Raw genomic sequence first — 11,982 nt, 5'->3', positions numbered from 1 at the left:
CCTCAGTTCCCCCGACTTCGGTCCTGTGGTCTTGGACAAAGGAGAACCGGGAACGCAAAAAGGCCCACACCATAAGGTGTGGGCCTTTTTGCAATATTTGTTCGGCGGCGTCCTACTCTCCCACAGGGTCCCCCCTGCAGTACCATCGGCGCTGTAAGGCTTAGCTTCCGGGTTCGGAATGTAACCGGGCGTTTCCCTCACGCTATGACCACCGAAACACTATGAAACACTCAACCGCACCATCCCCCGTGACCAAACCGGGAATGGGGTTGTTCGTGGTTTCAGAACCAACACAGTGGACGCGAGCAACTGAGGACAAGCCCTCGGCCTATTAGTACCAGTCAACTCCACCCGTTACCAGGCTTCCATATCTGGCCTATCAACCCAGTCGTCTACTGGGAGCCTTACCCCATCAAGTGGGTGGGAATACTCATCTCGAAGCAGGCTTCCCGCTTAGATGCTTTCAGCGGTTATCCCTCCCGAACGTAGCCAACCAGCCATGCCCTTGGCAGGACAACTGGCACACCAGAGGTTCGTCCGTCCCGGTCCTCTCGTACTAGGGACAGCCCTTCTCAATATTCCTGCGCGCGCAGCGGATAGGGACCGAACTGTCTCACGACGTTCTAAACCCAGCTCGCGTACCGCTTTAATGGGCGAACAGCCCAACCCTTGGGACCGACTCCAGCCCCAGGATGCGACGAGCCGACATCGAGGTGCCAAACCATCCCGTCGATATGGACTCTTGGGGAAGATCAGCCTGTTATCCCCGGGGTACCTTTTATCCGTTGAGCGACGGCGCTTCCACAAGCCACCGCCGGATCACTAGTCCCGACTTTCGTCCCTGCTCGACCCGTCGGTCTCACAGTCAAGCTCCCTTGTGCACTTACACTCAACACCTGATTGCCAACCAGGCTGAGGGAACCTTTGGGCGCCTCCGTTACTCTTTAGGAGGCAACCGCCCCAGTTAAACTACCCATCAGACACTGTCCCTGATCCGGATCACGGACCCAGGTTAGACATCCAGCACGACCAGACTGGTATTTCAACGACGACTCCACCCGAACTGGCGTCCGAGCTTCAAAGTCTCCCAGCTATCCTACACAAGCCGAACCGAACACCAATATCAAACTGTAGTAAAGGTCCCGGGGTCTTTCCGTCCTGCTGCGCGAAACGAGCATCTTTACTCGTAGTGCAATTTCACCGGGCCTATGGTTGAGACAGTCGAGAAGTCGTTACGCCATTCGTGCAGGTCGGAACTTACCCGACAAGGAATTTCGCTACCTTAGGATGGTTATAGTTACCACCGCCGTTTACTGGCGCTTAAGTTCTCAGCTTCGCCACCCCGAAGAGTGACTAACCGGTCCCCTTAACGTTCCAGCACCGGGCAGGCGTCAGTCCGTATACATCGCCTTACGGCTTCGCACGGACCTGTGTTTTTAGTAAACAGTCGCTTCTCGCTGGTCTCTGCGGCCACCCCCAGCTCACCGAGTAAATCGGATCACCAGTGATGGCCCCCCTTCTCCCGAAGTTACGGGGGCATTTTGCCGAGTTCCTTAACCATAGTTCACCCGAACGCCTCGGTATTCTCTACCTGACCACCTGAGTCGGTTTAGGGTACGGGCCGCCATGAAACTCGCTAGAGGCTTTTCTCGACAGCATAGGATCATCCACTTCACCACAATCGGCTCGGCATCAGGTCTCAGACTATTGCCAGGCGGATTTACCTACCTGACGTCCTACACCCTTACCCCGGGACAACCACCGCCCGGGATGGACTACCTTCCTGCGTCACCCCATCACTCACCTACTGCAAGTCTGGTCCGTCGGCTCCACCACTTTCCATTCCCCGAAGGGTCCGGAACGGCTTCACGGACTTAGCATCGCCTGGTTCAATGTTTGACGCTTCACAGCGGGTACCGGAATATCAACCGGTTATCCATCGACTACGCCTGTCGGCCTCGCCTTAGGTCCCGACTTACCCTGGGCAGATCAGCTTGACCCAGGAACCCTTGGTCAATCGGCGCACACGTTTCTCACGTGTGTATCGCTACTCATGCCTGCATTCTCACTCGTGAACCGTCCACAACTCGCTTCCGCGGCTGCTTCACCCGGCACACGACGCTCCCCTACCCATCCCAGCAGGCGTTGGCCCTATATGCTGAAATGACACGACTTCGGCGGTACGCTTGAGCCCCGCTACATTGTCGGCGCGGAATCACTAGACCAGTGAGCTATTACGCACTCTTTCAAGGGTGGCTGCTTCTAAGCCAACCTCCTGGTTGTCTCTGCGACTCCACATCCTTTCCCACTTAGCGTACGCTTAGGGGCCTTAGTCGATGCTCTGGGCTGTTTCCCTCTCGACCATGGAGCTTATCCCCCACAGTCTCACTGCCGCGCTCTCACTTACCGGCATTCGGAGTTTGGCTAAGGTCAGTAACCCGGTAGGGCCCATCGCCTATCCAGTGCTCTACCTCCGGCAAGAAACACACGACGCTGCACCTAAATGCATTTCGGGGAGAACCAGCTATCACGGAGTTTGATTGGCCTTTCACCCCTAACCACAGGTCATCCCCCAGGTTTTCAACCCTGGTGGGTTCGGTCCTCCACGAAGTCTTACCTCCGCTTCAACCTGCCCATGGCTAGATCACTCCGCTTCGGGTCTTGAGCGTGCTACTGAAGCGCCCTGTTCGGACTCGCTTTCGCTACGGCTACCCCACTCGGGTTAACCTCGCAACACACCGCAAACTCGCAGGCTCATTCTTCAAAAGGCACGCAGTCACGACGCACCGAGTAAACTCGATGCGCGACGCTCCCACGGCTTGTAGGCACACGGTTTCAGGTACTATTTCACTCCGCTCCCGCGGTACTTTTCACCATTCCCTCACGGTACTATCCGCTATCGGTCACCAGGGAATATTTAGGCTTAGCGGGTGGTCCCGCCAGATTCACACGGGATTTCTCGGGCCCCGTGCTACTTGGGTGTCTCTCAAACGAGCCGTTAATGTTTCAGCTACGGGGGTCTTACCCTCTACGCCGGACCTTTCGCATGTCCTTCGCCTACATCAACGGTTTCTGACTCGCCGACCAGCCGGCAGACTGATCAAGAGAGATCCCACAACCCCGTATACGCAACCCCTGCCGGGTCTCACACGCATACGGTTTGGCCTCATCCGGTTTCGCTCGCCACTACTCCCGGAATCACGGTTGTTTTCTCTTCCTGCGGGTACTGAGATGTTTCACTTCCCCGCGTTCCCTCCACTTGCCCTATGTGTTCAGGCAAGGGTGACAGCCCATGACGACTGCCGGGTTTCCCCATTCGGACACCCCCGGATCAAAGCCTGGTTGACGACTCCCCGGGGCCTATCGTGGCCTCCCACGTCCTTCATCGGTTCCTGGTGCCAAGGCATCCACCGTGCGCCCTTAAAAACTTGGCCACAGATGCTCGCGTCCACTGTGCAGTTCTCAAACAACGACCAACCACCCATCACCCCCGGTAACCACCGGAGTTCACTGGGGCCGGCACTGAAGGCAGCCATACGGCCATACCCTCAGACACCCAACAGCGTGCCCGACCGGATCCCGTCCGAAGATCATGTTTTCCACGCCCTTGCGAGCAGTACTAACAGTCTCCGACCCGGAAACCAGCCGAATAATCAACGTTCCACCCTTGAGCAACCACCGCAGAACATTCGCCTGCGTCATGGCCCTGGACCACCGGGCAAGCCCGGCAGCCTAGATGCTCCTTAGAAAGGAGGTGATCCAGCCGCACCTTCCGGTACGGCTACCTTGTTACGACTTCGTCCCAATCGCCAGTCCCACCTTCGACAGCTCCCTCCCTTACGGGTTGGGCCACCGGCTTCGGGTGTTACCGACTTTCGTGACGTGACGGGCGGTGTGTACAAGGCCCGGGAACGTATTCACCGCAGCAATGCTGATCTGCGATTACTAGCAACTCCGACTTCATGGGGTCGAGTTGCAGACCCCAATCCGAACTGAGACAGGCTTTTTGAGATTCGCTCCGCCTCACGGCTTCGCAGCTCATTGTACCTGCCATTGTAGCACGTGTGCAGCCCAAGACATAAGGGGCATGATGACTTGACGTCGTCCCCACCTTCCTCCGAGTTGACCCCGGCAGTCTCCTGTGAGTCCCCATCACCCCGAAGGGCATGCTGGCAACACAGAACAAGGGTTGCGCTCGTTGCGGGACTTAACCCAACATCTCACGACACGAGCTGACGACAGCCATGCACCACCTGTCACCCGACCACAAGGGGGGCACCATCTCTGATGCTTTCCGGGCGATGTCAAGCCTTGGTAAGGTTCTTCGCGTTGCGTCGAATTAAGCCACATGCTCCGCTGCTTGTGCGGGCCCCCGTCAATTCCTTTGAGTTTTAGCCTTGCGGCCGTACTCCCCAGGCGGGGAACTTAATGCGTTAGCTGCGGCACCGACGACGTGGAATGTCGCCAACACCTAGTTCCCACCGTTTACGGCGTGGACTACCAGGGTATCTAATCCTGTTCGCTCCCCACGCTTTCGCTCCTCAGCGTCAGTAATGGCCCAGAGATCCGCCTTCGCCACCGGTGTTCCTCCTGATATCTGCGCATTTCACCGCTACACCAGGAATTCCGATCTCCCCTACCACACTCTAGTCTGCCCGTATCGAATGCAGACCCGGGGTTAAGCCCCGGGCTTTCACATCCGACGCGACAGACCGCCTACGAGCTCTTTACGCCCAATAATTCCGGACAACGCTCGCGCCCTACGTATTACCGCGGCTGCTGGCACGTAGTTAGCCGGCGCTTCTTCTGCAGGTACCGTCACTTTCGCTTCTTCCCTGCTGAAAGAGGTTTACAACCCGAAGGCCGTCATCCCTCACGCGGCGTCGCTGCATCAGGCTTTCGCCCATTGTGCAATATTCCCCACTGCTGCCTCCCGTAGGAGTCTGGGCCGTGTCTCAGTCCCAGTGTGGCCGGTCGCCCTCTCAGGCCGGCTACCCGTCGTCGCCTTGGTGAGCCGTTACCTCACCAACAAGCTGATAGGCCGCGGGCTCATCCTTCACCGCCGGAGCTTTCCACACTCATCGGATGCCCGAGAGTGTTGTATCCGGTATTAGACCCCGTTTCCAGGGCTTGTCCCAGAGTGAAGGGCAGATTGCCCACGTGTTACTCACCCGTTCGCCACTAATCCCCACCGAAGTGGTTCATCGTTCGACTTGCATGTGTTAAGCACGCCGCCAGCGTTCGTCCTGAGCCAGGATCAAACTCTCCGTGAATGTTTACCCGTAATCGGGTCGACACCACGAGAGCGGAACAGTCAGGCGGAATAAGCCCGACCGTTCACAACGTCCTCGCTGTGTTTTACTTCAAAGGAACCTCGACCACCGGAAGATTCCGGCGGACGGGGTATCAACATATCTGGCGTTGATTTTTGGCACGCTGTTGAGTTCTCAAGGAACGGACGCTTCCTTTGTACTCACCCAAGCTACTCTCGGGCTTTCCTCCGGGCAGTTTCCCTTCGGTCTTGCGTTTCCAACCTTACCAGATCCGTTTCCCGTTCCGTTTCCGGTCGGAATTCATTTCCGGTGGCCGTTGAAGGGCCTTGCCTAATTGTTGGCCTCGCGGCTTTCTTTCGGCGAGTCCGACTTTATCAGAAGTTTTTGGCCGGACTAACCGGCCCTCGTTCTGATTCATCGGGTGGGCTTACTCGGGAAATTGCATTCACGAGAAGCCGATAGATTTTCACTGCCGCCCTGGGGTACATCCACCTCTAGGCAACTGTTCTAATCTACCTCCCCACACGCACCATGTCAACGGCTCTTGCGGGAACGAAGAGGAGACTAACAGCCCAGCGGGGGTGGACGCACATCAGGCGGCCGTAGGGACCGCGGCGCTGCGTTCATGCTCCTCGACGTCGCCCGTCTCACCGGCCCGGACAGCGCGTCCGCCCAGGACATAGACGTAGGTGAGGAAGACGAGCTCGGCGAGGACGCCGATGCTGATGCGGGCCCAGGTGGGCAGGCCGGACGGAGTGACGAAGCCTTCGATGGCGCCGGAGACGAAGAGGACCAGCGCCAGGCCTATCGCCATGCCCAGGGCGGCTCGCCCCTCCTCGGCGAGGGCCGAGCGGCGCGTGCGGGGGCCTGGGTCGATCAGGGTCCAGCCGAGGCGCAGGCCGGTGCCGGCGGCCACGAAGACGGCGGTCAGCTCCAGCAGTCCGTGCGGGAGGATCAGGCCCAGGAAGACGTCGAGGCGGCCGGCCGACGTCATCAGGCCGATGCCCACCCCCAGGTTGAGCATGTTCAGGAGCAGGATCCACAGGACCGGCAGGCCCAGGAAAATGCCCAGGACCAGGCACATCGCGGCGGCCTGGGCGTTGTTCGTCCAGACCTGGGCGGCGAAGGAGGCAGCGGGATGGCTGGAGTAGTACGTCTCGTACTGGCCGCCGGGGCGTGTCATCTCGCGCAGTGCGTCGGGGGCCGCGATGGAGGCCTGGACCTCCGGGTGGGTGCCGATCCACCATCCCAGGAGCACGGCGACGAGGGTGGAGAGCAGTGCGGTGGGGACCCACCAGTGACGGGAGCGGTAGACCGCGGCGGGGAAGCCGTGGGTCAGGAAGCGGGTGACGTCGCGCCAGGAGGCCCGTCGGTTTCCTGTCACGGCGCTGCGCGCGCGTGCCACCAGTTGGCTGAGGCGCCCGGTGAGCTGCGGGTCGGGAGCGCTCGACTGGATCAGTGAGAGGTGGGTGGCTGTTCGCTGGTAGAGGGAGACGAGTTCGTCGACCTCGGCTCCATCGAGGCGGCGCTGGCGGCGGAGCAGGGAGTCGAGGCGGTCCCACTCGGCACGATGGGCGGACACGAAGACATCGAGGTCCATCGGGTGTGCTGCTCCTCGTCCCTCTCATACTGCGTGTCGGCTTGTCGTACTGGTCGTACTGCGGCGCGATGTGACCTCAGCTTGGCAGACTGGCCACTCTCGGGGCAGGTCAGGGGATGAAAGCGGAAGGACTACGGGTGTGAGTGAGCTAGTGACGGGCGAGGCGGTGGCGCTGGAGCTGCGTCCCGCGAAGCTGCCGAGCCGGGCGCTGGCCGTGCTGCTCGACCTGATCGTGGCCGTGGTCGTGTACCTCGTTGTGGTCCTGATCCTGGTGCTGTCGACGGCCGGCCTCGACGAGGCCGCGCAGATGGCGATATCCATCGCGAGCTTCCTGCTCGTACTGGTGGGCGGGCCGATCGCGGTGGAGACCCTGAGCCATGGGCGATCGCTGGGGAAACTGGCGTGCGGGCTGCGGGTGGTGCGGGACGACGGAGGACCGATCCGGTTCCGGCACGCGCTGGTGCGCGGCGCGGTCGGGGTGGTCGAGATCGTGATGACGTTCGGGGTCGTCGCGTGCATCGCCTCGCTCGTGTCGGAGCGGGGGCGGCGGCTGGGTGACGTGTTCGCGGGGACGCTGGTCGTCCGGGAGCGGGTCCCGGCCGGGCGGACGGCGTTCGTGCCTCCGCCGCCACCCTGGCTCGTGGGGCAGTTCTCCCGGCTCGACCTGTCCGCCGTTCCTGATGGGCTGTGGCTGGCCATCCGCCAGTACCTGACGCGGATGCGGCAGCTGGACCCGCACGTCGGTGCGGCGATGGCGGAACGTCTCGCCTCGGACCTGGCGGCGAGGACGGGTGCTCCGGCGCCGTACGGGGTGCCGCCGGGCGCGTATCTGGCGGCCGTGGTGCACGAGCGGCAGGCGCGGGATGCTCGACAGGCGTTCGGGGGCGCGGCCGGCGTGGGTGGGGCGCCGTATGCGGCGGGTGTGGTCGCGGGGGGTGTGACGCCGGGCGCTTCGCCGGCCGGTGGGCCTGGGTGGGGTGGGCCGGTGGCTCAGCCTCCGGTCGCTCCGGCGTACGCGCCGCCCGGGGGGTATGTGAGCCCTGCCCCGCCTGTGGAAGCTCCCGGTTATGTACAGCCTGCGGGTGCTGATCACGGGGCTGGTGTACTCGGCGCGGCCCCTCCCGTGGCACCGGTGGCGCCCGTCTCGCCGTACGAGCCGTCTCCCGAGCGGCCGGGCACCGGGTTCGCGCCGCCGGCCTGAGGCACCACGACGACCCGGGACCCGGTCGCGGCGGGGGGCGTCGGTGACGACGGCGTGCGGGAGCAGATAGGCGCGGTTGGGGGAGACCTCCCGGCCCCGCGTGCGCCGGGCCGCTGCCGGCCCGGCTTCGGGGTCAGCCGGGTGTCGGCCTCAGTCGAACGTCGACGGCGGTGTTTCCAGGTGCTCCAGCTCGATTCCGGGTGCCGCGAGGACGACGTCGCCCGCGAGGTGAACGGTGTGCCGCTCGCCCGTGTCGAGGGCTGTGACCTGGTATTCGTCCACGGTCAGGGGGCCGTTGTCAGTGGCGTGTGTTTCTCTTTCGATCAAGGCCCAGGACTGGTCCGTGGTGCGCGGGGCGAGGACCGGGTCGGTGAAGGCGACGAGGCGTACGCGAGTGGCGGGCGCGGAAGGGGTGAGGCGCAGGAGGCGGGCGATGGCGATCAGGAACGCCGGGGAGGTGCCGGTGAAGGCGTGGGCACGGACATTGCCCTCGGTGGCCTCCGTGCCGGTGGGGTCGGTGCGGACCCAGGTGACGCCGTCGAGGGCGGCGGCGCGGACCTGCCAGCTCGCGGCGTGGAGTTCGAGGCGGATGGGGCGGCCGAGTTCGTCGAGTGCGAGGTCGACGGAGCCTGCGTGGTCGCCGGACGGGGCGGTCAGCTGGGAGACGTAGCGCCAGCCGGACGGGCCGGGCGCGCAGTGGAAGTGTTCTTCGGCGAGGAGGGTGTGGTCGTGCTGGTCATGAAGCGAATACCGGCCGCGGGGCATGAGGGTCCTGGATCTTGACGGGCCGGTCCGGCCGGCGGGCGGGGTGCGGGCCGAACGGGCAGGCCCCCGGCACGGGGGTGCGGGGGCCTGTCTGGGAGCTGCCGCCGAGACGGGTGCGTCAGTGCGCGGACGCACCCGTCGCCGGGCGGATCAGTAGCGGTAGTGGTCCGACTTGTACGGGCCCTCGACCTCCACGCCGATGTACGAGGCCTGCTCGGGGCGGAGCGTCGTGAGCTTCACACCGAGCGCGTCGAGGTGAAGGCGGGCGACCTTCTCGTCGAGGTGCTTGGGCAGCGTGTACACGCCGATGGGGTACTCGTCGGGCTTGGTGAACAGCTCGATCTGGGCCAGCGTCTGGTCCGCGAAGGAGTTGGACATCACGAACGACGGGTGGCCGGTGGCGTTGCCCAGGTTCAGCAGACGGCCCTCGGACAGGACGATGAGGACCTTGCCGTCGGCGAAGGTCCAGGTGTGGACCTGGGGCTTGACCTCGTCCTTGACGATGCCGGGCGTCTTGGCGAGGCCGGCCATGTCGATCTCGTTGTCGAAGTGGCCGATGTTCCCCACGATGGCCTGGTGCTTCATCCTGGCCATGTCGGCGGCCATGATGATGTCCTTGTTGCCGGTCGTGGTGATGAAGATGTCGGCCTTCTCGACGACCTCGTCGAGCGTGGTGACCTGGTAGCCGTCCATCGCCGCCTGCAGAGCGCAGATCGGGTCGATCTCGGTGACGATGACACGGGCGCCCTGCCCGCGCAGCGACTCCGCACAGCCCTTGCCCACATCGCCGTAGCCGAACACGACCGCGGTCTTGCCGCCGATGAGGACGTCGGTGGCGCGGTTGATGCCGTCGATCAGGGAGTGGCGGCAGCCGTACTTGTTGTCGAACTTCGACTTCGTCACGGCGTCGTTCACGTTGATCGCCGGGAAGAGGAGGTCGCCGTCGCGCTGCATCTCGTACAGGCGGTGGACGCCGGTGGTGGTCTCCTCGGTGACACCGCGGATCTCCGAGGCCAGCTGCGTCCACTTCTGGGAGCCGTCGGTGATGGTGCGGTTCAGGAGTTCGAGGACGACGCGGTGCTCGTCGGACTCGGCGGTGTCGACGGACGGCACCTTGCCGTCCTTCTCGTACTCGACGCCCTTGTGGACGAGCATGGTGGCGTCACCGCCGTCGTCGAGGATCATGTTGGGGCCGCCGGTGGGGCTGTCCGACCAGGTCAGGGCCTGCTCGGTGCACCACCAGTACTCCTCCAGGCTCTCGCCCTTCCAGGCGAAGACCGGGACGCCCTGCGGGTCGTCGGCCGTACCGGTCGGGCCGACGGCGATGGCGGCGGCGGCGTGGTCCTGGGTGGAGAAGATGTTGCAGGAGGCCCAGCGGACCCGGGCGCCCAGGGCGACCAGGGTCTCGATGAGAACGGCGGTCTGCACGGTCATGTGCAGGGAGCCGGTGACGCGGGCGCCGGCGAGAGGCTGAGCCTCGGCGTACTCCCTGCGGATCGCCATCAGGCCGGGCATCTCGTGCTCGGCGAGAGTGATCTCCTTGCGGCCGAACGCGGCCAGGGAGAGGTCGGCGACCTTGAAGTCCTGCCGGTTGTCGACAGTCGTCATGACGAACTGCTCCTCGGTGTCGGGTCGAGGGTGGGTAGGGCTGGTCTGCGCGGCGGCGGACACAGGGGTGCCCCGAAGAGGACACAGGCATGCCCGCGTGCGCGCAGCGCAGTCCGTCGGAGGCCCTCTCTCCCTCGGCCGGTCCTTGGGACCGCCCGACCGCCATCAGCAGCGACGTCTGGCTCCGTCCAAAGCTACACCGGTCGGCCCGGCCTGCCCCAGTCCGCCTGCGTACAGATCAGGCCGAAGCGAGTGCTGGGGGCGCCCGGGGCGGAGAATCGTGTGGGCGGGAGCCGTCGCGGGCCGAACACGGGGAAGGGCCCGTCGCGTCGGTCGCGACGGGCCCCGGTGCGCGGTGCCTGGTGGTGTGGCCGGTGGGTCAGTGTTCGGCGGTGGGGGCCGGGCCACCGGGGGCGGCCTCGGGATCGGCGCCCTTGGCGGCCTCCGCCTCGCTGTAGATGTCGGGTTCCAGGTAGATGACGCGGGCGATCGGGACGGCCTCGCGGATGCGGGCCTCGGCGGCGTTGATCGCGTTGGCGACCTCGGTGGCCGTTTCGTCGTGCCGGACGGCGATCTTGGCGGCGACCAACAACTCCTCGGGACCGAGGTGGAGGGTGCGCATGTGGATGATGCCGGGGACCGTGTCGCCGTCGACGATCGCGGCCTCGATCTTCCTGACGTCCTCCAGACCGGCCGCCTCGCCCAGGAGCAGCGACTTGGTCTCGGCGGCGAGGATGATCGCGATCAGGATGAGCAGGACGCCGATGCAGAGGGTGCCGATGCCGTCCCAGACGCCGTCGCCGGTGAGCAGGGCGAGGCCGACACCGCCGAGGGCGAGGACCAGGCCGACGAGGGCGCCGAGGTCCTCCAGGAGGACGACCGGCAGCTCGGGGGCCTTGGCGTGACGGACGAACTCGGTCCAGGACTTGTCGCCGCGCAGGCCGTTGGATTCCTTGATGGCGGTCCGGAAGGAGAACGATTCGGCGATGATCGCGAAGAGGAGGACGCCGACCGGCCAGTACCAGTGGTCGATCTCGTGCGGGTCCTTGATCTTCTCGTAGCCCTCGTAGATGGCGAACATGCCGCCGACGGAGAAGAGGACGATGGAGACGAGGAAGGCGTAGATGTAGCGCTCGCGGCCGTAGCCGAAGGGGTGTTCCGGGGTCGCCTCGCGCTTGGCCTTCTTGCCGCCGAGGAGGAGCAGGCCCTGGTTGCCGGAGTCGGCGAGTGAGTGCACGGACTCCGCGAGCATCGATGACGAGCCACTGAAGACGAACGCCACGAACTTCGCTACCGCGATCGCGAGGTTGGCGGCGAGTGCCGCCACGATCGCCTTGGTGCCGCCTGACGCGCTCATGTGTCCGGGGTGTCCCTTCGCCTACGCATATGTCTGTGCGTGGGCTTGGGTACCCACGCTTCCATCCGTCACCGGCCGGGCTTTGCCCGCCTTTTGCAGGGGGCATTGTTGCAGCCCGGCCCGGCGCCGGTGCGCCAGGCCGTGGATCAGTGAGGGTTCACGCCGCTTGCGGCGGGTT

Annotated in this window: 5 protein-coding genes and 3 rRNA genes; 1 reads left to right on the top strand and 7 read right to left on the bottom strand. The window is 64.0% G+C overall.

Annotated elements, in window-relative coordinates; translation table 11 throughout:
- Positions 1–99: 99 nt before the first annotated feature.
- From rrf to OG622_RS30395, 4 genes are all read right to left on the bottom strand, one after another.
- Positions 100–216: ribosomal RNA gene (gene rrf, locus OG622_RS30410) — 5S ribosomal RNA — on the bottom strand.
- 95 nt (positions 217–311) lie between these two features.
- Positions 312–3,434: ribosomal RNA gene (locus OG622_RS30405) — 23S ribosomal RNA — on the bottom strand.
- A gap of 313 nt (positions 3,435–3,747) precedes the next feature.
- Positions 3,748–5,273 (bottom strand): 16S ribosomal RNA (locus OG622_RS30400).
- The 16S, 23S and 5S rRNA genes sit together here, the layout of an rRNA operon.
- Positions 5,274–5,865: 592 nt before the next feature.
- Positions 5,866–6,873 (bottom strand): stage II sporulation protein M, encoded by a 1,008-nt coding sequence (locus tag OG622_RS30395; protein ID WP_371579806.1) that lies wholly within the window; start codon positions 6,871–6,873, stop codon positions 5,866–5,868.
- 139 nt (positions 6,874–7,012) lie between these two features.
- Between OG622_RS30395 and OG622_RS30390 the strand changes: the two genes are divergently transcribed.
- Positions 7,013–8,074 carry an RDD family protein gene (locus tag OG622_RS30390; RefSeq protein WP_371579805.1) on the top strand — a complete coding sequence of 354 codons (1,062 nt, stop codon included), beginning with the start codon at positions 7,013–7,015 and terminating at the stop codon, positions 8,072–8,074.
- A 150-nt stretch (positions 8,075–8,224) separates the two neighbouring features.
- Here the strand turns inward: OG622_RS30390 and OG622_RS30385 are convergent, their stop codons facing one another.
- The 3 genes from OG622_RS30385 to OG622_RS30375 form a co-directional block, all read right to left on the bottom strand.
- Complete coding sequence (locus OG622_RS30385; RefSeq protein ID WP_371579804.1) at positions 8,225–8,839, bottom strand: hypothetical protein; 615 nt, start codon at positions 8,837–8,839, stop codon at positions 8,225–8,227.
- A gap of 150 nt (positions 8,840–8,989) precedes the next feature.
- On the bottom strand, positions 8,990–10,447 hold the full coding sequence (ahcY, locus tag OG622_RS30380; protein ID WP_371579803.1) for an adenosylhomocysteinase: 1,458 nt from the start codon (positions 10,445–10,447) through the stop codon (positions 8,990–8,992).
- A gap of 379 nt (positions 10,448–10,826) precedes the next feature.
- Positions 10,827–11,804, bottom strand: a complete 978-nt coding sequence (locus tag OG622_RS30375) for a cation diffusion facilitator family transporter (RefSeq protein WP_371579802.1) — start codon at positions 11,802–11,804, stop codon at positions 10,827–10,829.
- Positions 11,805–11,982: the final 178 nt, after the last annotated feature.

The organism is Streptomyces sp. NBC_01314 (assembly GCF_041435215.1).
Taxonomy (GTDB): Bacteria; Actinomycetota; Actinomycetes; order Streptomycetales; family Streptomycetaceae; genus Streptomyces.
The sequence above is the reverse complement of the archived record's forward strand: the minus strand, read 5'-3'. Positions and strand labels throughout refer to the sequence as shown.